Consider the following 20643-nt stretch of genomic DNA (forward strand, 5'->3'; position numbering starts at 1 on the left):
CCCTCCAGCGAAGTGGAAGCCAAGCGCAACTCCACGCCGCTGGAGCTGGAGACCCCAGCCGACCAGCTCAAGCAGGCGCAGAAAGACGCGCCAGCCACCGACCTTGGCGAAGAACAGGCCGCGCCAGCGCCCTTCGCGCATATAGACAACGAAGACGACCAGGACCAGAACACCGCACAAGACACCCCGGACAAGCCGGAACCGGTCGCCAGCGCCGCCGCCGACGCCCCCAAGAAGGGCCCGAACCACCGCGAAGTCACCGTGCGCAAGGGCGACACCCTGTCCAAGCTGTTCGACGAAGCCGGCCTGCCCGCCTCCGCCGCCCAGGAAGTCATGGCCAGCGACAAACAGGCCAAGCAGTTCGCCCAGCTCAAGAACGGCCAGGTGCTGGAGTTCGAGATCGGCCCGGACGGCCAGCTCGCCAGCCTGCACACCAAGCTCAGCAACACCGAGACCATCCGCCTGGTGCGCGGCGCCAAGGGCTTCGCCTTCAACCGCGACGTGATCAAGCCCGTCATGCGCGAGGCCTACGCTCATGGCGTGATCAAGAACTCGCTGTCGCTGTCCGGCCAGCGCGCCGGCCTGTCGCACAACCAGGTCATGGACCTGGTGCGCATCTTCAACTACGACGTGGACTTCGCCCAGGATATCCGCCAGGGCGACGTGTTCGACGTGATGTACGAACAGAAGGTGCTGAACGGCAAGGTGATCGGCACCGGCAACATCCTCGCCGCGCGCTTCAGCAACCGTGGCAAGACCTACACCGCGGTGCGCTACACCAACAAACAAGGCACCACCAACTACTACAGCGCCGAGGGCAACAGCCTGCGCAAGGCCTTCGTGCGCTCGCCGGTGGACTTCGCCCGTATCAGCTCGCGCTTCTCGGTGGGCCGCTTCCACCCCATCCTGAACAAGATCCGCGCGCACCAGGGCGTGGACTACGCCGCCCCGCGCGGCACGCCCATCAAGGCCACGGGCGACGGCAAGGTCGAACTGGCCGGGCGCCGTGGCGGCTACGGCAACACCGTGATCATCGAGCACGGCAAGACCTACAAGACGCTGTACGCGCACATGCAGGGCTTCGCCAAGGGCATCCACGCAGGCTCGGTAGTGAAACAGGGCCAGGTCATCGGCTACATCGGCACCACCGGCCTGTCCACCGGCCCGCACGTGCATTACGAGTTCCAGGTGAACGGCGTGCACGTCGACCCGCTGGGGCAGAAGCTGCCCATGGCCGACCCGATTGCGCGCAACGAGAAGAGCCGCTTCATGCAAATCTCGCAGCCGCTGATCGCCCACATGGACCAGGAGAAATCCACCATGGTCGCGAGCAAGAAGTAAGTCATGGCCCTTTATATCGGCGTGATGTCCGGCACCAGCCTCGATGGGCTGGATATTGCGCTGGTTGAGCAAGGCGCCAGCGTGCGCCTGCTGGCCAGCCGGTACCTGCCGATGCCCAGCGGGCTGCGCGGCGACCTGCTGGCCCTATGCGCCAGCGGCCCGGACGAGATAGCCCGCGCCGCCCTGGCGGAGAACCAGTGGGCCACCCTGGCCGCCGAGGGCATCCATACCCTCTTGCAACAACAGCACCTCACCCCTGCGGATATCCGTGCCATCGGCAGCCACGGCCAGACCGTGCGTCACGAACCGGCACGCGGCTTCACCGTGCAGATCGGCAACCCGGCGCTGCTGGCCGAGTTGACCGGCATCACCACCGTCGGCGACTTCCGCCGCCGTGACGTGGCCGCCGGTGGCCAGGGCGCGCCGTTGGTGCCCGCCTTCCACGATGCCATCTTCGCCAGCCAGGGCCGGCACCTGGCCGTGCTCAACGTAGGTGGTTTCAGCAACCTGAGCCTGATCGAGGCCGACAAGCCGGTCAGCGGTTTCGACTGCGGCCCCGGCAACGTGTTGCTCGACGCCTGGATCAATGCCCGCCAGGGCCTGGACTACGACCGCGACGGCGCCTGGGCTGCCAGCGGCAGCGTACACCCGGCGCTGCTGGCCGAGCTGCTCAGCGACCCGTTCTTCGCCGGCACCGGCCCCAAGAGCACCGGCCGCGAGGTGTTCAACCTGCCCTGGCTGCAGGCACACCTGGCGAAGGTAAACGACGTGGCCGATGCCGACGTGCAGGCAACCCTGCTGGAGTTGACCGCCCGCACCATCGTCGACTCCCTACGCCACGCCCAGCCTCACACCGACGAGCTGCTGGTGTGCGGCGGCGGCGCCCACAACCGCGCGCTGATGCAACGCCTGGCGCAGCTGTTGCCCAACACCCGCGTCGACAGCACCGCTGGCCACGGCGTGGACCCGGACTGGGTGGAAGCCATGGCATTCGCCTGGCTGGCCCATTGCTGCCTGGAAGGCATCCCCACCAACCGCCCCAGCGTTACCGGCGCCCGTGGGTTGCGTGTGCTTGGGGCCATCTACCCCGCCTGAACGCCAGACAGCAAAACGCCGCGTATGAACGCGGCGTCTGGCCTTGCCCTGCAGGTGATCAGATCGAGAACGACTGACCGCAACCGCAAGTGGTAGAGGCATTAGGGTTGTTGATAACGAAACGCGAACCCTCCAGGCCTTCCTGGTAATCCACTTCAGCACCTGCCAGGTACTGGAAGCTCATTGGGTCGACCACCAGGCTCACGCCTTCGCGCTCGACAATGGTGTCATCCTCGGCCACATCTTCATCGAAGGTGAAGCCGTACTGGAAGCCCGAGCAACCGCCACCGGTCACGAAAACCCGCAGTTTCAGACGCTCATTGCCTTCTTCGTCGACCAGGCTCTTCACCTTGTGCGCAGCACCGTGGGTGAATTGCAAAGCCGTGGGTGTGAAGGATTCGACGCTCATGCTGACTCTCTCCCGGCGTAAGCCGCCATAAAACGTAATGGCGGCATTATCCGCTTCTCCTAGAAAAAGGGTCAACAATTGTGCGCTGACCGGCTTTGGGGCTTACGGCAGCATGCCGGCGTGGGACAGGCCCAGGCGCTCGTCGAGGCCGAAGAGGATGTTCAGGTTCTGCACGGCCTGGCCCGACGCGCCCTTGACCAGGTTGTCGATGACCGACAGCACCACCACCAGGTCACCGCCTTGTGGGCGATGCACGGCGATGCGGCAGACGTTGGCGCCACGCACGCTGCGGGTCTCCGGGTGGCTGCCGGCCGGCATCACGTCGACGAACGGTTCATCGGCATAACGCTTCTCGAACAGCGCCTGCAGGTCCACGGCCTTGTCCACCACGGTTGCGTAGAGGGTGGAATGGATACCGCGGATCATCGGCGTCAGGTGCGGCACGAAGGTCAGGCCCACGTCGCCACCGGCAGCGCGGCGCAGCCCCTGGGTGATTTCCGGCAGGTGACGGTGGCCCTTCACCGAGTAGGCCTTCATGCTTTCGCCGGCCTCGCAGAACAGCGAGCCCACGGCAGCGCCACGGCCAGCGCCGCTGACACCGGACTTGCAGTCGGCGATCAGGCGCGAGGCATCGGCCAGGCCAGCTTCCAGCAGCGGCAGGAAGCCCAGTTGGGTGGCGGTTGGGTAGCAGCCAGGCACGGCGATCAGGCGGGCGTTGCGGATCTGCTCGCGGTTCACTTCCGGCAGGCCGTACACGGCGTCCTTCAGCAGCTCAGGCGCGCCGTGGGGCTGGCCGTACCACTTGGCCCACTCTTCGGCGTCCTGCAGGCGGAAGTCTGCCGACAGGTCGATGACCTTGGTGCCCGCGGCCAGCAGCTCGCCCGCCAGGGAGTGCGCGACGCCGTGTGGGGTGGCGAAGAACACCACGTCGCAGGCGCCCAGGGTCTTGGTGTCCGGCACGCTGAAGGCCAGGCCATCGTAGTGGCCGCGCAGGTTGGGGTACATGTCCGCCACGGGCACGCCCGCCTCGGAGCGCGAGGTGATGACGGCGACTTCCGCCTGCGGATGCGACGCCAACAGACGCAGCAGCTCGACTCCGGTGTAACCCGTGCCGCCGACAATACCGACCTTGACCATATACCTGCCCCTTTCAACGAACCGACTAGGAAACCGCTGATAATACGGGGCCAGAGCATCTGCTAACAACCGTTGAGGTGACGTGCGGCAGCCTGGGGCACTACTATCGGCGCTACCGTGAACCTGGAAACTTCAAAAAATGCTCTATCTATGGATCAAAGCCCTGCACATCATCAGCATGGTCTGCTGGTTTGCCGGCCTGTTCTACCTGCCGCGCCTGTTCGTCTACCACGCCAGCAGCGAGGATGAGCCCAGCAAGCAACGCTTCATGGTCATGGAGCGCAAGCTGTACCGCGGCATCATGGGCCCCTCGATGATCGCCACCCTGGTGTTCGGCGCCTGGCTGCTGTACCTGCTCCCCGGCTATTTGAGCCAGGGCTGGTTGCACGCCAAACTGACCTTCGTGTTCCTGCTGATTGGCTACCATCATATGTGCGGCGCCCAGGTGAAACGCTTTGCCCGTGGCGAAAACACCCGCAGCCATGTCTTTTATCGCTGGTTCAACGAAGTTCCCGTGCTGTTTTTGCTGGCTATCGTAATTCTGGTGGTGGTGAAACCGTTCTAGGATCAATCCAACCCACAAGAGAACCCATCATGTCGCTGCCCCCCTCGCTGGACCAACGCCTGCGCCTGCCCGTGGTGGCGGCACCGATGTTTCTCATCTCCAACCCGCAACTGGTGCTGGCCTGCTGCCGCAACGGCGTGGTCGGCAGCTTTCCCGCGCTGAACCAGCGTGACAGCGCCGGCTTCAAGGCCTGGCTGGTGGAAGTCGAGGCCGGCCTGGCGGCGCTGGACAAGCCGGCGCCCTATGCCGTCAACCTCATCGTGCACAACAGCAACCCCCGCCTGGAAGCCGACCTGGCGATTTGCATCGAACACAAGGTGCCGATTGTCATCACCAGCCTGGGCGCGGTGAAGGAAGTGGTGGATGCCGTGCACAGTTATGGCGGCCTGGTCTTTCACGACGTCACTACCCGGCGCCACGCCGAGAAAGCCGCCCAGGCCGGCGTCGATGGCCTGATTGCCGTGGCCGCCGGCGCCGGTGGCCACGCCGGGACCTGGAGCCCGTTCGCGCTGGTGGCCGAGATTCGCCAGTTCTTCGACAAGACCCTGCTGCTGGCCGGCTGCATCAACCATGGCCGCGAGATCCTTGCCGCACAGCTGCTGGGCGCCGACCTGGCGTACCTGGGCACGCGCTTTATCGCCTGTCAGGAAAGCCACGCACCCGCAGCCTATAAAGACATGCTGCTGGCAGCCCATGCCGCCGATATCATCCATACCCCGGCGGTGTCCGGGGTGCCGGCCAGTTTCATGCGCAAGAGCCTGGAAGATGCCGGTTTCGACCTGGCCACCCTCGCGGCTGCCGGTGCCCAGGCCAAGCTCAAGCCCATCGATGACGAGGCCAAGGCGTGGAAGACCATCTGGTCCGCCGGCCAGGGTGTCGGCGAGATCGACGATATACCCAGCGCCGATGAGCTGATCGAGCGCCTCGACAACGAATACCGCAAGGCGCTGGTACGGGCCTGCCGCTTGCCCGACCACTGGCCGCGCTGAACCGGCCGCCACTTTCACGACAAGGATGCCAGCATGACAACACTGTTCAAGATCGTCTTCGAAGGCAGCACGCTGCCGGGGGTCGCCCTGGAAACTGCCAAGGCCAACCTGGCCCAGCTGTTCCGTAGCGATCTGTTGGCCGTGGAAAAACTGTTCACCGGGCGCAAAGTGGCGCTCAAGCGCAACCTGTCCCAGGAGACGGCCGAGAAGTACCTGGATGCGTTGCACCGTGCCGGCGTGGAGGCACGTCTGGAGGAGGAAGCGCCGTTGGAGCTGAGCCTGGAAGAAATAGAGCCCAGCCCTGCCCCGCCACCGTTTTCACCCTATGCGCCGCCGCAGTCGGAGGTCGGGCCACCAATTGCCGTCTACGGGCCGCTGAAAGTCATGACCGTACAGGGGCGCATCGGCCGGGTGCGCTACCTGGGCTGGACCATGGCCTTGGTACTGGCTGCTTGCGCCGCCGCGCTGGTGTTCATTCTGCTCATGTCGATTTCCCGCTACCTGGGCATAGGCTTCGGTGCCATCGCCCTGGCCGCCTTCATGACCATCAACGTGCAGATCACCGTGCAGCGCCTGCACGACGCCGGCTGGAGCGGCTGGCTGTGGCTGTTGAACCTGGTACCGCTGGTAGGCAATTTCTTCCCCATCGTGATCATGGCGGTTCCCGGCAACCCGGGCACCAACCAATATGGCCCGCCGGCGCCGCCCAACACCAAGGCGGTGAAAGTGCTGGCCTGGCTGTGGGTGGCCTTCCTGGTCCTGATGTTTATCATTGGCCTGAAGGGCGGCTTCAATTCGCTCGCCCATCATGCGCAGGCCGTGTAAGGACTCGGCACAACTGCGCGGCGCACGGTAGACTAGCGCCCCTGAGTAGACGCCCCCGTGCGCCCCGCCTCATCGACGAGCCGGGGCCGGGGGCGTTCGTATGGAGATTTGCATGACCCGTTACGCCTTGATCACTGGCGCCTCCCGAGGGCTGGGCCTGGCGCTGGCCGAGGCCCTGGCCCGGCGCGGCCGCAACCTGATCCTGGTAGCCCGCCAGCGCGACCCCCTGGAAGCGGTGGCCATCGAGCTGACCCAACGCTTCGGCGTGGAGGTGCTGTTCCGTGCCTGCGACTTGAGCGAACCCCTGCGCCTGTCCGGCCTGCTGATGGAGCTTGAGGAAAGCGGCCGCCATATCGATCTGCTGGTGAACTGCGCCGGGCTGCGCTCCTACGGGCATTTCCTGGCCCAGGACTGGATGCAGGAGCAGGACCTGATCGAGGTCAACATCCTCGCCCTGGCGCGACTGTGCCATGTGGTCGGCAACGCCATGGCGGTGCACGGCGGCGGGCAGATCCTCAACGTCGCCTCGCTTGCAGCTTTTCAGCCTGGCCCGTGGATGAGCAGCTACGCGGCCAGCAAGGCCTACGTGCTGAGTTTCTCCGAAGGGCTGCGCGAAGAATTGCGCCAGTCGGGGGTCAAAGTGTCGGTACTGTGCCCTGGCCCGGTGCGTTCATCGCAGCGGGTGATAGAACGCCTGAACAACAGCCAACGCGTGCTCAGCCCGGAGGAAGTGGCGCTGTTCACCGTGCGCGCCCTGGCCCGCAACCGCGCGGTGATCATCCCCGGTCGGCGCAACCGCCTGCTCACCTACGGCGCCCGCCTGGGCTCGCGCTGGCTGGTGCGCAAGATCGCCGGCGCCATCAACCTCGCCTACCGCCCACGTTGAGCATTGAGTACACTCGAGCCCGACGTCAAACATGGAGCAACCGTTGTGGATACTCTGTTCACCAAGATCATCAACAGAGAAATACCCGCGAAAATCATCTACGAGGATGACCAGGTACTGGCCTTCCACGATATCGCACCCCAGGCACCGGTTCATTTCCTGGTGATCCCGAAGAAGCCGATCCGCACCCTCAACGACCTCACCGAGGAAGACAAGGGCCTGGCCGGTCACATTCTGTTCACCGCCCAGCGCCTGGCCAAGGAACTGGGCTGCGAGGAAGGTTTCCGCGTGGTCATGAACTGCAATGAATTGGGCGGCCAGACGGTCTACCACATTCACATGCATGTGCTGGGGCAGCGCCAGATGCACTGGCCGCCGGGCTGATCGCCTTGTGGCCGCTGCCTCGGGCAGCGGCCACAGGATTGTGTTGACGTGCCGCAGGCTCTGGCACGGTATTTTGAGTTAAACTGCACCCCGTGATTCTATCCGGAGGTGCCCAATGGCTACCGAACGTCACTACTCCCCCCTCGACCGACTGCTGCTGCAGGCCGACACGGCCATGCGCACGCTGCTGCCTTTCAGCGGCCAGCCGTCGCGGCCGTCCCCGGCCATTGTCCAGCCGGACCCCAAGCTCAGTGATGACGAAACCCGCCATGTGGCCGGCCTGATGCGCATCAACCACACCGGTGAAGTGTGCGCGCAGGCGTTGTACCAGGGGCAGGCGCTGACCGCCAAGCTGCCGCAGGTGCGCAAGGCCATGGAACATGCCGCCGAGGAAGAAGTGGATCACCTGGCCTGGTGCGAGCAACGCATCCGCCAGTTGGGCAGCCACCCCAGCGTGCTGAACCCGTTGTTCTACGGTATGTCGTTCGGCATAGGTGCCGTGGCCGGACTGATCAGCGACCGTGTCAGCCTGGGCTTCGTTGCCGCCACTGAACACCAGGTGTGCAAGCACCTGGATGAACACCTGGAACAACTGCCCGTGGAAGACGAGAAGTCACGCGCCATCCTCGAACAGATGCGCGTGGATGAAGAGCAGCACGCCGATTCGGCGCTGGACGCCGGCGGGTTCCGCTTCCCGGCGCCGGTCAGGTTCGGCATGAGCCTGGTGGCCAAGGTCATGACCAAGAGCACCTATCGCATCTGACCAGCCCTGTGGGGGCGGGCCCTGCCCGCTCCCACACGCTTCAACCCAGCTCGACGATCTCGTAGTCGTGGGTGATCTCCACCCCGGCACGGCCCAGCATGATCGAGGCCGAGCAGTACTTCTCAGCCGACAGTTCCACTGCCCGCTTCACCTGGGCTTCCTTCAGGCCGCGGCCCTTGACCACGAAATGCAGGTGGATCTTGGTGAATACCTTGGGGTCCTCGGTGGCACGCTCGGCTTCCAGGAAGGCTTCGCAGCTTTCCACCGGCTGACGCGACTTCTTCAGAATGCTGACCACGTCGAAATTGCTGCAGCCACCCAGGCCCAGCAACAGCATCTCCATGGGGCGCACGCCCAGGTTGCGACCGCCGCTCTCGGGCGGGCCGTCCATCACTACCACATGACCGCTGCCCGACTCGCCAAGAAACATGGCTTCGCCTGCCCACTGGATACGTGCCTTCATCACCAGGACTCCACTGTAAAAAAGGCCGCCAGCTTAGCACAGCAGTTTGCATAAGCCCTGTAGCCCAGCCGTTGCCTGCCGATAAGGTGGTTAGTAAATTGCCTGATACAAACTTGCGTGTCTGATAAGCTGGCGCCAAATCAATGGCGCTTACGCCAGCACTCCTTACCGTTCACTTGCCGTAGACAGTCTTGCCCCGGGATTCAGCCATGGTTGCGCTCACGCGTCCGATCCAGAACATCGATAAACTCTTGGCTCATTGCCAGCGCCGCCGCTATGGCGCCAAGAGCAATATCATCTGCGCCGGCGACCAGTCCGAAACCTTGTCCTACATCATCAAGGGCTCGGTGACGATTCTGATCGAGGACGACGACGGCCGCGAAATGATCATTGCCTACCTCAACGCCGGCGACTTCTTCGGCGAGCTGGGGCTGTTCGAGTCGCCCAACCACGGGCCGCTGCGCAGCGCCTGGGTACGGGCCAAGACCGAATGCGAAGTAGCGGAAATCAGCTACGGCAGGTTCCGCGAAGTGGCGGTGCAGCATCCCGATATCATGTTCGCCCTGGGTTGCCAGATGGCCCAGCGCCTGCGCGATACCACGCGCAAGGTCGGCGACCTTGCGTTCTTCGACGTCACGGGCCGGGTGGCGCGCTGCCTGCTGGAACTGTGCAAGCAACCCGACGCCATGACCCACCCGGACGGCATGCAGATCAAGATCACCCGCCAGGAAATCGGCCGTATCGTCGGTTGCTCGCGGGAAATGGTCGGGCGGGTACTCAAGGACCTCGAAGAGCGCAACCTGGTGAACGTGAAGGGCAAGACCATGGTGGTCTTCGGCACACGCTAGGGCTTGGCCTTCGCGCGAATCTCGGCCAACAACCGCCCATAGGCCTGGGCCAGATCGGCCAGCAACTGCGGCGCCGGATAGTGTTCGTGCAAGGCCACATGGCTTTGCGGGTCACAGCGCTGGGGCAGTTCGCACGCCTGGTTGAAGCCATTCACTGCCGCCACCATCGACTCGCGCTGGTTGTCCATCAGCATCGCGCCGTGCACCAGTACCACCGGCCGCGTGCCGCTCAGGCCCTGGCGCCAACGCTGCGCCGTGCCCACCCATTTGCGTCCGGCAATATTGACGTTGTAGCGACCATCGCAGAACGCCCCCGCCACCTCGCCCACCGACGCCTGCCCGCCCAACGCCGTGACGGCGTCGCACAGCGGCTGGCACAGGCGCTGATAAGCGGTTTCGATGCGGTTTTGGTCGCCTTCGCTGCGCGGTGCCACGTACACCAGCGCGGCATTGATGGTGGCCGGCGATTGCGGCACCGGCTCGCCGCCGGTTTCACGCAGCAGCACCGGCCAACCGGCTGCGGCCGATGCCGCGCAGGCGGCATCGAACGCCGGCAGGCGGTTCATGCGCCGGGGCATGACCAGGGTTTGATCGGTGGATTGCCAGAACAGCAGGCCATCAGGCTGCTCGCCGCGGCAAACGGCGGCAAGCAGCTCCTGTTCGGCCTGCAGCCCCGCCTGGGTGTCGATTCGCAGAGGGTGTTGCATGAGACCTCCGTAGCAGCGGCCGCGAGGCCGCGTCATGGGCCGCGCGATACATGACATCGTCCTGGCACCCCGACGCGGCCTGGCGGCCGCTGCTACGGGCGGGTCAAGACTGGAAGAACAGCCGTTGCAGCTCTTCGCCAGGATGCTCGGCGCGCATGAACGCCTCGCCCACCAGGAACGAATACACCTCGTTGATTTCCATCAGCTCCACGTCGGCGCGGTTGAGGATGCCGCTTTCGGTCACCACCAGGCGCTCACGCGGGATCAGCGGCAGCAGGTCGAGGGTGTTTTCCAGGCTGACTTCGAAGTTGTGCAGGTTGCGGTTGTTCACCCCCAGCAACGGCGACTTCAGGTGCTTGAGCGCACGCTCCAGCTCCTCGGCGTTGTGCACTTCCACCAGCACATCCAGGCCAACACCAAAGGCGACGGACTCCAGCTCGGCCATCTTCGCGTCGTCCAGCGCCGCGACGATCAGCAGGATGCAGTCGGCGCCCAGCGCGCGGGATTCGACGATCTGGTATGGGTCGACCATGAAATCCTTGCGGATCACCGGCAGGCTGCAGGCCGCACGGGCCTGCTGCAGGTAGGCGTCGGCGCCCTGGAAGTAATCGATGTCGGTGAGCACGGACAGGCAGGTGGCGCCGCCCTTCTCGTAGCTCTGGGCGATTTCGGCAGGCACGAAGTGCTCACGGATGACGCCCTTGCTCGGCGAGGCCTTCTTGATTTCGGCGATGACCGCCGGCTTCTTGGTCGCCGCCTGGTCGATCAACGCCTTGGCAAAGCCACGCGGTGCATCGGCGGCAGCGGCCAGGCGCTCCAGTTCGGCATAGCTGACACGCTGCAGGCGTTCGGCAACTTCCTGGGCCTTGCGCGCCAGAATCTTCTCCAGAACTGTCGGCACACTCATCCTTCATTCTCCTGCTTGAATACCGCGGTAAAGGCGCCCAGCTCGTCGAGCTTCTCGCGGGCCAGCCCGGTGTGCAGCGCATCGTGGGCCAGGGCCACGCCTTCCTTCAAGGAAGACGCGTGGTCGGCGGCATACAGGGCAGCGCCAGCGTTGAGTACGATCATTTCAGCGGCTTTCTGGCCGTTTTCGGTCTTGCGCCGGCCCAAGGCGTCGCGAATCAGTTCCAGCGAAGCCTGCGGGCTTTCCACGGCCAGGCCGTGCAGGGTCTGGCTCTTTATACCGAGGTCTTCGGGTTCTACCCAATACTCGGTTATTTCGCCATTTTTCAGTTCGGCCACGAAGGTTGGCGCGGCCAGGCTGAACTCGTCCAGCCCGTCCTTGGAATGCACCACCAGCACATGCTTGCTGCCCAGGCGCTGCAGCACCTCGGCCAGCGGCCGGCACAGCGCCTGGCTGAACACGCCGACCACCTGGTGCTTGACGCCCGCCGGGTTGGTCAGCGGCCCGACCATGTTGAACAGGGTGCGCAGACCCAGGTCGCGGCGCGGCCCGGCGGCGTGCTTCATGGCGCCGTGGTGCGCCTGGGCGAACATGAAGCCGATGCCCACGCTGTCGATGCAACGCGCTACCTGCACCGGCGTGAGGTTCAGGTACACGCCGGCGGCTTCCAGCAGGTCGGCGCTGCCGCTCTTGCCGGACACCGCGCGGTTGCCATGCTTGGCCACGGTGCAGCCGGCCGCCGAGATGACGAAGGCCGACGCCGTGGACACGTTGAAGATGTTGGCGCCGTCGCCGCCGGTGCCGACGATGTCGACCACGCCGTCGAGGGTCTTGAGTTCAACCTGGCCTGCCAGCTCGCGCATCACCGAGACGGCACCGACGATCTCGTCGATGCTCTCGCTCTTCATGCGCATGCCCATCAGGAAGGCACCGATCTGTGCGTCGGTGCATTGGCCGGTCATGATCTGGCGCATCACATCGCGCATCTCATCCGTGCTCAGGTCCAGCTGCCCGACAATGCGGGTCAGCGCGCTCTTGATATCCATGATGGTTCCTTAGCCCTGACGGCTGCCGCCGGTCTGCTTGAGAAAGTTGGCGAACAGCTCGTGGCCCTGCTCGGAAAGAATCGACTCGGGGTGGAACTGCACGCCCTCGACGTTCAGCGTCTTGTGGCGCAGGCCCATGATCTCGTCCACGGAGCCATCGGCGTTGGCGGTCCAGGCGGTCAGTTCCAGGCAGTCGGGCAGGGTTTCGCGCTTCACTACCAGCGAGTGGTAGCGGGTCACGGTCAGCGGGTGGTTCAGGCCTTCGAACACGCCCTTGTCTTCGTGCACCAGCGGGCTGGTCTTGCCGTGCATGGCAACGCGGGCGCGCACCACGTCACCGCCAAAGGCCTGGCCGATGGACTGGTGGCCCAGGCACACGCCCAGGATCGGCAGCTTGCCAGCAAAGTGCAGGATGGCCTCGATGGAGATGCCCGCCTCGCTCGGCGTGCACGGCCCCGGGGAGACGACGATGCGCTCGGGGTTCATGGCCTCGATGTCGGCGATGGTCACCTCATCGTTGCGCACCACCTTCACGTCCGCGCCCAGCTCGCCCAGGTACTGCACGACGTTGTAGGTAAAAGAGTCGTAATTGTCGATCATCAGCAACATGGTCTGCTTCCTCAGGCGTCTTTCGGGGAGGTTTGTTCGGCCAGCGCTACAGCGCGGAACATCGCGCGGCGCTTGTTCAGGGTTTCCTCCCACTCCAGGGCCGGCACCGAGTCGGCAACGATACCGCCCCCGGCCTGCACATGCAGTTCACCGTTCTTGATCACTGCGGTACGGATCGCAATGGCGGTGTCCATGTTGCCGTTCCAGGCAAAGTAGCCAACCGCGCCGCCGTAGACGCCGCGCTTGACCGGTTCCAACTCGTCGATGATTTCCATGGCACGGATTTTAGGCGCACCGGACAGGGTGCCCGCTGGAAGAATCGCGCGCAGCGCGTCCATCGCAGTGAGGCCGCTCTTCAGCTGCCCGGTGACGTTGGAGACAATGTGCATGACGTTGGAATAGCGCTCGATGACCATCTTCTCGGTCAGTTTCACCGAGCCGATTTCCGAGACCCTGCCCGTGTCGTTGCGGCCCAGGTCGATCAGCATCAAGTGCTCGGCCAGTTCCTTGTCGTCGCTGAGCAGGTCCTTCTCCAGTGCCAGGTCAGCCTCGGCAGTGGCGCCGCGCGGACGGGTACCCGCGATCGGGCGCACGGTGATCTCGTTGTCTTCCACCCGCACCAGCACTTCCGGCGAACTGCCCACCACGTGGAAGTCGCCAAAGTTGAAGAAGTACATGTAGGGCGTGGGGTTGAAGCAACGCAGTGCCCGGTACAGGTCGATGGGCGCGGCCTTGAAGTCGATGGACATGCGCTGGGACGGCACTACCTGCATGCAGTCGCCGGCGAGGATGTATTCCTTGATGGTGTCGACGGCGCGCTCGTAGTCACCTTGGGTGAAGCTTGAGCGGAACACCGGATCCGCGGCAGGCGGACGATCCAGCTCCAGCCCGCGACGCGGGGTGATCGGCTGGCGCAGTTTTTCCATCAGCTCATCCAACTGCGCCTGGCCTTGCTCGTAGGCCTCGGCCTGGGCCGGGTCGGCCAGCACGATGGCGTGCATCTTGCCGGCCAGGTTGTCGAACACCACCACGGCGTCGGAGACCATCAGCAGGATGTCAGGCACGCCGATCGGATCGGGGTTGGGGCACTTGCCCAGGCGCTTCTCGACGTAGCGCACGCAGTCGTAGCCGAAGTAACCCACCAGGCCGCCGTTGAAGCGCGGCAGGCCGGGGATGGTTGGCACGTTGTAGCGGGCCTTGAAGACCTCGACGAAATCCAGCGGGTCCTCGACATGGTCGTGGCGCTCCACTTCGATGCCGTCGCGGGTAATGATCACCTGATGGTCATGCACCCGCAGCACGGTGCGGCACGGCAGGCCGATGATGGAATAGCGGCCCCATTTCTCGCCGCCCTGCACCGACTCCAGCAGGTAGGAGTTGGGCGCATCGGCCAGTTTCAGGTAGATCGACAGCGGGGTGTCGAAGTCAGCCAGGGTTTCGCGGGCAAGCGGAATGCGGTTGTAGCCGGCAGCGGCCAAGCGCAGGAATTCTTCGCGGATCATGATCAGCCTCGTGGCATGAGGGACAAAACGGTCAGGTATGCAAACGCGCCGGCAGGGCCGGCCAGGTAAAAGTCAGGCGCGCCAACGCCAACGGGCCAGGGCCTTGATGACTTTCATCCAGAGTTTGCGAGTGACCACCACGATGGAATCTCTGCGAGGGGTAGGTGTGATATCCCCCAACGTTATCTCAGCTGTGGGATCTAAGCAACTGATCAGGCCCCGCAGGTTGTCAACAACCATTGCCGGGGACTCTTCGGCAATGGGCCTGCCGTGGTTGTAGCCATAGCTCAGGGCCACGCAGGCCACGCCCGCGGCCTTGGCCGCCAGCACGTCGCTGCGCGAATCACCGACGAACAGGGCATCGGCAGGTTTCACCCCGGCCATCTTCATCACGAACAGCAGCGCCGCTGGGTCGGGCTTCTGCTGGGGCAAGGTGTCGCCGCCGATGATCCACTTGAAGAAGCGCCCCAGTTTCAGCTCGTCGAGCAGCGGCGCGACGAACTGTTCCGGCTTGTTGGTGATCAGCGCCATCTTCACGCCGCGCTTCTGCAGCCATTTCAGGCTCTCGCGCACGCCGGGGTAGACCTTGGTCAGCGCGTGGCTGCCGGCATAGGCGTCCATGAACAGCGCCAGCGCCTGGTCGGTGTCGGCCTCGCCGATGGCGGCGTGGTCCATGCCGCCAGCCAGGCCACGGCGCACCAGCACCCGGGCGCCGTTGCCGACGTAGGTGCGGGCGGCGTCGAGGCCGGCCGGCGCGCGGCCGAGCTTGAGCAGCGTGGTGTCCAGGGCAGCCGCCAGGTCGGGGACCGAATCGATCAGGGTACCGTCCAGATCGAACATCACCAGGCGTGGCAGCTTGCCCGGGAACAGCTGCTCGAAGCCGCTCATGGGCGTGCCAGGGCCAGTTCGGCGCGCATCTTGTCGATGACTTCCTTGTAGTTCGGCGCGTTGAAGATCGCCGAACCGGCCACGAAGGTGTCGGCGCCAGCGGCGGCGATCTCGCGGATGTTGTTGACGTTCACGCCGCCGTCGATCTCCAGGCGGATGTCACGGCCACTGGCGTCGATCAGGGCGCGCGCCTCGCGCAGCTTGTCGAGGGTGCCAGGAATGAACTTCTGCCCGCCGAAGCCTGGGTTCACGCTCATCAGCAGGACCATGTCGACCTTGTCCATCACGTACTTGAGCACGTCCAGCGGGGTGGCCGGGTTGAACACCAGGCCGGCCTTGCAGCCGCTGTCGTGGATCAGCTGCAGGGAGCGATCGACGTGCAGGGTGGCTTCGGGGTGGAAGGTGATGAAGCTGGCGCCGGCCTCGGCGAAGTCGCCGATGATGCGGTCGACCGGGCTGACCATCAGGTGCGCGTCGATCGGCGCGGTGATGCCGTACTTGCGCAGCGCGGCGCAGACCATCGGGCCGATGGTCAGGTTGGGCACGTAGTGGTTGTCCATGACATCGAAGTGAACGATGTCGGCGCCAGCGGCCAGGACATTGTCGACTTCCTCGCCCAGACGGGCGAAATCTGCGGAGAGAATGGACGGAGCAATTGCAAAGGGCTGCATGACGCACCTTTCTGGGCTGGAATCACGGTGGCGCGCATTGTACATCAGCTTGTAGGGATGGGGGCGCCAAGGTCGACCACCAACCCCGTAGCTGCTGCCGAAGGCTGCGTCCAGGCCCTGGACGCGGCCTGCGGCCGCTGCTACGGGGGTTGTCAGTAGGCGCTGCGGTAGATCTGCTCGATATCCCTGGCGCTGAGCTTGCGCGGGTTGTTGCGCATCAGCCGGTCAATGCCACTGGCCTCCCGCGCCATGTCGGGGATGGCTGCCTCGGGCACGCCGAAGCTGCGCAGGCCCTTGGGTATTTCCACCGCCGCGCACAGCTCGGCCATGGCCCGCACCGCCGCGTCGGCGGCTTCCTGGTCGGACAACCGCGCCACCTGCAGCCCCATGGCCACGGCAATATCGCGAAACCGTTCCAGGCAGGCGAGTTTGTTCCAGGCCATGACATAGGGCAGCAACAACGCGTTGCTTACCCCATGGGCGATGTTGAACTGCCCGCCCAGGGGGTACGCCAGGGCATGTACTGCCCCTACCCCGGCGTTGCCGAACGCCATGCCGGCCATCAGGCTGGCGGTGGCCATGTCTTCCCGGGCTTGCAGGTTGGCCGGGTTGGCGTAGGCCTTGGGCAGGGCGCGCACGATCAGGCGGATGGCGCCCAGCGCCAGCGAATCGGTGATGGGCGAGGCATTCACCGAGATATACGACTCGATGGCATGCACCAGCGCATCGACGCCACTGGCGGCGGTAACCCCGCGCGGGCAGGTCAGGGTCATCTGCGGGCTGACCAGCGCCACGTCGGGCAGCAGGTAATCGCTGACGATGCCTTTCTTCAGGTGCGCGGCCTTGTCGGACAGGATCGCCACGTTGGTCACTTCCGAGCCCGTGCCGGCCGTGGTCGGAATGGCGATCAGCGGCGGCCCCTTGCGCGGCACCAGGCCCACGCCGAACAAGGCCTCCAGCGGGCCGTCGTGGCCGGCATAGGCGGCCACGCTCTTGGCGATGTCGATGGCACTGCCGCCGCCCACGCCAATCAGGCCGTCATGGCCGCCCTCGCGGTAGGCCTGCATGCAGTCCTCGACGATGGCGATTTCCGGCTCCGGACGCACGCGGTCGAACACGCCATGGCGGCGGCCGCCCAGTTGCGCCAGCGCCAGGGCGACAGTGCCGGACTCCACCAGGATGGCATCGGTGACAATCAGCGGGTTATGCACGTTCAGGCGGGTCAGTTCGCCATCCAGTTGCTCGATGGCGGCAGCGCCGGTGAGCAGTTTGTTGGCGATCTTGAAAGCGGAGAGGGTCATGAATACGGCCTTTTTTCCAGACAAGGGCTGTATTCAGACTAGCCGGGGTAGCCGGCCAACGAAGGATCATTGGCCGGCGTGATGACAATCGATCAGGCCTGGGCAGTACGCAGTTTCTCGCTGCGGCCGCGCAGCCATTCCAGGGTCAGCAACAGCACCACGGAGAAGGCGATCAGCAAGGTAGCGGCTGCGGCAATGGTAGGGCTGAGGTTCTCACGGATGCCGCTGAACATCTGCCGGGGCAAGGTGGCCTGTTCCGGGCCGGCCAGGAACAGCGTCACCACCACCTCGTCGAACGAGGTAGCGAAGGCAAACAACGCACCACTGATCACCCCGGGAGCGATCAACGGCAGGGTCACCCGGCGAAACGCGGTCAACGGCGAGGCGCCCAGGCTGGCTGCGGCGCGCACCAGGTTGTGGTTGAAGCCCTGCAGGGTCGCCGACACCGTGATAATCACAAACGGCACGCCCAGCACCGCGTGCACCAGAATCAGCGAAGTGAAGCTGTTGCCCAGCCCCAGCGGCGCGAAGAACAGGTAGCTGGCGACGCCGATGATCACCACCGGCACCACCATGGGCGAGATCACCAGGGCCATCACCAGCGACTTGCCGGGGAAATCCCCACGGGTCAGGCCGATGGCCGCCAGGGTGCCGAAGACCATGGCCAGCACCGTCGCCGCCGGGGCGACGATGATGCTGTTCTGCAGGGCGCGCATCCATTCGGGCGAGGCGAAGAAGTCCTGGTACCAGTGCAGGGAAAAGCCCTGCAACGGGTACACCAGGAAGCTGCCGGCGTTGAACGACAGCGGGATGATCACCAGCACCGGCAGAATCAGGAACAGCAGGATCAAGCCGCAGAGAATACGCAGGCTGTAGAACCACACCCGCTCCACGGGGGACATGTAAGGGCTCAGCATTTTCCAATTCTCCTCAGCTCAGGCGCAGGCGGCTGGCGCCCACCAGCTTGCTGTACACCAGGTACAGCAACACGGTGGCCAGCAACAGTAGGCCGCCCAGCGCGGTGGCCATGCCCCAGTTGATGCTGGTGTTGGTGTAGAAGGCCACGAAATAGCTGACCATCTGGTCGTTGGGGCTGCCCAGCAGCGCCGGGGTGATGTAGTAGCCGATGGCCAGGATGAACACCAGCAGGCAGCCAGCGCCCACGCCTGCATAGGTCTGCGGGAAATACACGCGCCAGAAGCTGGCGAACGGGTGGCAGCCCAGGGAAATGGCGGCACGCATATAAGTGGGCGAGATGCCCTTCATCACGCTGTAGATCGGCAGGATCATGAACGGCAGCAAAATGTGCACCATGGAGATGTACACGCCGGTGCGGTTGAACACCAGTTCCAGCGGCTTGTCGATGACGCCCATGGCCATCAGCGCGCTGTTGATCAGGCCGCCGGACTGCAGCAGCACGATCCAGGCCGCCACGCGCACCAGGATCGAGGTCCAGAACGGCAGCAGCACCATGATCATCAACAGGTTGCTCTGGCGTGCCGGCAAGTTGGCCAGCAGGTAGGCCAGCGGGTACGCCAGCAGCAGGCAGATGACGGTGATCACCAGGCCCATCCAGAAGGTGCGGGCGAAAATATCCAGGTAGATGGCCTGGTCCGGGGTGGCCGGGGCCACTTCGCCGAGGTCGTCGATACGGTGGTCGACGGCCGCCAGCAGGTAATAGGGGGTGACGTTGCTGGTGTTGCGGCGGATGGCCTGCCAGTACGCAGGGTCGCCCCAGCGCTCGTCGAGGCTTTCCAGCGCATCCTTGTAAGAAGCCGGCGCGGGGGTCAACGGCAACGCCCGGGCGGTTTTCGACAGCAGGCTGCGGTAGCCGGCCAGTTCCATGTTCAGGCGCTTGGACAGGTCGCCCAGGGTCTGATTCTTGCGCGCGTCCACCAGGTCATCGCTCAAGGCCTTGAACACCGCCTCGTCGGGCAGGCTCTTGCCATCCCAGGCCTTCACCGCTACGACGGTACGCGGCAGGCCCTCGACCACTTCCGGGTTGCCGACGCTCTTGTACAACAGCACCGCAATCGGCACCAGGAACACCAGCAGCAGGAACAGCACCAACGGTGCTATCAGCGCCTGGGCCTTGAGACGGTTGAAGCGTTCGGCCCGGGCCAGGCGCTGTTTCAGGTTAGGGCTGGCGACCTCTTTGAGGGGCACTGCAAGGGCCATGGTCAACTCCGCGAATCTTTGAACTGAAGGCGCGCCACCAGCCGGTGGCGCGCCGCCTGCTTGGGTTTACTTGGCAGCCCAGGCGTTGAAGCGCTGTTCCAGTTGCTCACCGTTGTCAGCCCAGAAGCCCACGTCGATCTGCACCTGGTTGGCGATGTTCTCCGGGGTGGTGGGCATGTCCTTCAGGATGCCTTTGTCCAGCAGCGGCACTGCCTGGCTGTTGGCCGGCCCGTAGGCGATGTTCTCGGAGTAGATCTTCTGCTGCTCGGGCTTGACCGTGTAGGCGATGAACTTGCGTGCCTCGTCGGCGTTTTTCGCGCCCTTGGGAATGGCCCAGGCGTCGAAGTCGTAGACGCCGCCGTTCCACACCACCTTCAGGTTGCTCTCTTTCTGCACCGCGGCGATGCGGCCGTTGTAGGCCGAGCTCATGACCACGTCACCGGAGGCCAGGTACTGCGGCGGCTGGGCGCCGGCTTCCCACCACTGGATGCTGGGCTTGAGTTCGTCGAGCTTCTTGAAGGCGCGGTCCTGGCCTTCCTTGGTGCCCAGCACCTTGTACACATCCTTGGGCGCCACGCCGTCGGCCATCAGGGCGAATTCCAGGGTGTACTTGGCGCCCTTGCGCAGGCCGCGCTTGCCCGGGAATTTCTTCACGTCCCAGAAATCGGCCCAGCTGGTAGGCGCGGTCTTGAGCTTGTCGGCGTTGTAGGCCAGCACCGTGGACCACACGAAGAAGCCCACGCCGCAAGGCTGGATGGCGCCCTTCACGTAGTCCGATTCCTTGCCGAACAGCGCCGGGTCGAGCTGTTCGAACATGCCTTCGTCACAGCCACGGGCCAGCTCCGGCGACTCCACTTCCACCAGGTCCCAGGACACGCTCTTGGTGTCGACCATGGCTTTGACCTTGGCCATCTCGCCGTTGTACTCACCGGCGACGATCTTGCCCTGCCCGGATTTTTCCCACGGCTGGTAGAAGGCTTTCTCCTGGGCGGCCTTGTTGGCGCCACCGAACGAAATCACGGTCAGGTCGGCCGCCGCCATGGCCTGGCCCGCGCCCATCAGGCCCAGGGCCAGGGCGGTGAACTGCAAGTGCTTGAGCATGTGTTGTTCTCTCCACAGGGTTAGTGTT

The 20643-nt window shown here is 64.7% G+C and carries 23 protein-coding genes (1 of these 23 cut by a window edge); 9 read left to right on the plus strand and 14 right to left on the minus strand.

Translation table 11 applies throughout. From position 1 onward, the window contains the following. Together RAM80_RS14315 and RAM80_RS14320 are read left to right on the plus strand one after the other, a co-directional pair. Positions 1–1341, plus strand: the 3' portion of a protein-coding gene (locus RAM80_RS14315) for an OapA family protein (RefSeq protein ID WP_416427133.1). The gene continues 102 nt to the left of window position 1, outside the view; 1341 of the gene's 1443 nt are visible here — the last part of the coding sequence; its start codon lies beyond the left edge, outside the window; it ends in the stop codon at positions 1339–1341. Between the two features lie 3 nt (positions 1342–1344). Next, positions 1345–2436: an anhydro-N-acetylmuramic acid kinase gene (locus tag RAM80_RS14320; protein WP_416427134.1), complete on the plus strand. Its 1092-nt coding sequence runs from the start codon at positions 1345–1347 to the stop codon at positions 2434–2436. Positions 2437–2494: 58 nt separating this feature from the next. Here the strand turns inward: RAM80_RS14320 and erpA are convergent, their stop codons facing one another. Together erpA and argC are read right to left on the minus strand one after the other, a co-directional pair. Next, the gene (gene erpA, locus RAM80_RS14325) at positions 2495–2845 is read right to left on the minus strand and encodes an iron-sulfur cluster insertion protein ErpA (RefSeq protein ID WP_416427135.1); all 351 of its coding nucleotides are present in this window, start codon (positions 2843–2845) and stop codon (positions 2495–2497) included. 102 nt (positions 2846–2947) lie between these two features. Beyond that, positions 2948–3982 (minus strand): N-acetyl-gamma-glutamyl-phosphate reductase, encoded by a 1035-nt coding sequence (gene argC / locus RAM80_RS14330; protein ID WP_416427136.1) that lies wholly within the window; start codon positions 3980–3982, stop codon positions 2948–2950. 139 nt (positions 3983–4121) lie between these two features. Here argC and hemJ point away from each other — a divergent pair, with 139 nt between their 5' ends. The 6 genes from hemJ to coq7 all read left to right on the plus strand — a co-directional run bounded on the left by hemJ (position 4122) and on the right by coq7 (position 8394). Further along, on the plus strand, positions 4122–4547 hold the full coding sequence (hemJ, locus tag RAM80_RS14335) for a protoporphyrinogen oxidase HemJ (protein ID WP_416427137.1): 426 nt from the start codon (positions 4122–4124) through the stop codon (positions 4545–4547). 29 nt (positions 4548–4576) lie between these two features. Beyond that, entirely contained in the window at positions 4577–5536 is a 960-nt protein-coding gene (locus RAM80_RS14340) for an NAD(P)H-dependent flavin oxidoreductase (protein WP_416427138.1), read from the plus strand. Positions 5537–5569: 33 nt separating this feature from the next. Beyond that, a complete protein-coding gene (locus RAM80_RS14345; protein WP_416427139.1) occupies positions 5570–6361 on the plus strand; it encodes a DUF805 domain-containing protein in 792 nt (263 codons plus the stop codon). Between the two features lie 112 nt (positions 6362–6473). Beyond that, complete coding sequence (locus RAM80_RS14350; protein WP_416427140.1) at positions 6474–7247, plus strand: SDR family NAD(P)-dependent oxidoreductase; 774 nt, start codon at positions 6474–6476, stop codon at positions 7245–7247. A gap of 45 nt (positions 7248–7292) precedes the next feature. Then, the gene (locus tag RAM80_RS14355) at positions 7293–7631 is read left to right on the plus strand and encodes a histidine triad nucleotide-binding protein (RefSeq protein WP_027980374.1); all 339 of its coding nucleotides are present in this window, start codon (positions 7293–7295) and stop codon (positions 7629–7631) included. 115 nt (positions 7632–7746) lie between these two features. Further along, entirely contained in the window at positions 7747–8394 is a 648-nt protein-coding gene (gene coq7 / locus RAM80_RS14360; RefSeq protein ID WP_416427141.1) for a 2-polyprenyl-3-methyl-6-methoxy-1,4-benzoquinone monooxygenase, read from the plus strand. Positions 8395–8434: 40 nt separating this feature from the next. On the opposite strand, the gene RAM80_RS14365 is transcribed toward coq7, so the two are convergent. Continuing rightward, complete coding sequence (locus RAM80_RS14365; protein WP_416427142.1) at positions 8435–8857, minus strand: OsmC family protein; 423 nt, start codon at positions 8855–8857, stop codon at positions 8435–8437. A gap of 209 nt (positions 8858–9066) precedes the next feature. Between RAM80_RS14365 and crp the strand changes: the two genes are divergently transcribed. Continuing rightward, positions 9067–9705: a cAMP-activated global transcriptional regulator CRP gene (gene crp, locus RAM80_RS14370; protein ID WP_416427143.1), complete on the plus strand. Its 639-nt coding sequence runs from the start codon at positions 9067–9069 to the stop codon at positions 9703–9705. Here the strand turns inward: crp and RAM80_RS14375 are convergent. The 11 genes from RAM80_RS14375 to RAM80_RS14425 all read right to left on the minus strand — a co-directional run bounded on the left by RAM80_RS14375 (position 9702) and on the right by RAM80_RS14425 (position 20615). Next, positions 9702–10412, minus strand: a complete 711-nt coding sequence (locus tag RAM80_RS14375) for a lipoate--protein ligase family protein (RefSeq protein WP_416427144.1) — start codon at positions 10410–10412, stop codon at positions 9702–9704. The two genes, crp and RAM80_RS14375, sit on opposite strands and share 4 nt — an antisense overlap. 103 nt (positions 10413–10515) lie before the next feature. Further along, a complete protein-coding gene (gene trpC / locus RAM80_RS14380; protein WP_416427145.1) occupies positions 10516–11319 on the minus strand; it encodes an indole-3-glycerol phosphate synthase TrpC in 804 nt (267 codons plus the stop codon). Further along, positions 11316–12365, minus strand: coding sequence for an anthranilate phosphoribosyltransferase (gene trpD / locus RAM80_RS14385; protein ID WP_416427146.1), 1050 nt, complete (start codon positions 12363–12365; stop codon positions 11316–11318). Before trpD ends, trpC begins: the two co-directional genes overlap by 4 nt. A gap of 9 nt (positions 12366–12374) precedes the next feature. Then, positions 12375–12974, minus strand: coding sequence for an aminodeoxychorismate/anthranilate synthase component II (locus RAM80_RS14390; RefSeq protein WP_416427147.1), 600 nt, complete (start codon positions 12972–12974; stop codon positions 12375–12377). Between the two features lie 11 nt (positions 12975–12985). Next, on the minus strand, positions 12986–14476 hold the full coding sequence (gene trpE / locus RAM80_RS14395; RefSeq protein WP_416427148.1) for an anthranilate synthase component I: 1491 nt from the start codon (positions 14474–14476) through the stop codon (positions 12986–12988). 72 nt (positions 14477–14548) lie between these two features. Beyond that, complete coding sequence (locus RAM80_RS14400; protein WP_416427149.1) at positions 14549–15364, minus strand: phosphoglycolate phosphatase; 816 nt, start codon at positions 15362–15364, stop codon at positions 14549–14551. Continuing rightward, positions 15361–16035: a ribulose-phosphate 3-epimerase gene (rpe, locus tag RAM80_RS14405; RefSeq protein ID WP_416427150.1), complete on the minus strand. Its 675-nt coding sequence runs from the start codon at positions 16033–16035 to the stop codon at positions 15361–15363. Before rpe ends, RAM80_RS14400 begins: the two co-directional genes overlap by 4 nt. Positions 16036–16187: 152 nt before the next feature. Then, entirely contained in the window at positions 16188–17336 is a 1149-nt protein-coding gene (locus RAM80_RS14410; protein ID WP_416427151.1) for an iron-containing alcohol dehydrogenase, read from the minus strand. Positions 17337–17428: 92 nt separating this feature from the next. Next, on the minus strand, positions 17429–18253 hold the full coding sequence (locus tag RAM80_RS14415; protein ID WP_416427152.1) for an ABC transporter permease: 825 nt from the start codon (positions 18251–18253) through the stop codon (positions 17429–17431). A gap of 13 nt (positions 18254–18266) precedes the next feature. Then, positions 18267–19514: an ABC transporter permease gene (locus RAM80_RS14420; RefSeq protein ID WP_416427153.1), complete on the minus strand. Its 1248-nt coding sequence runs from the start codon at positions 19512–19514 to the stop codon at positions 18267–18269. Positions 19515–19580: 66 nt separating this feature from the next. After that, complete coding sequence (locus tag RAM80_RS14425; protein ID WP_416427154.1) at positions 19581–20615, minus strand: ABC transporter substrate-binding protein; 1035 nt, start codon at positions 20613–20615, stop codon at positions 19581–19583. Between the last annotated feature and the right edge of the window lie 28 nt (positions 20616–20643).

The sequence above is a fragment of the Pseudomonas sp. App30 genome, from assembly GCF_047947025.1.
GTDB lineage: Bacteria > Pseudomonadota > Gammaproteobacteria > Pseudomonadales > Pseudomonadaceae > Aquipseudomonas.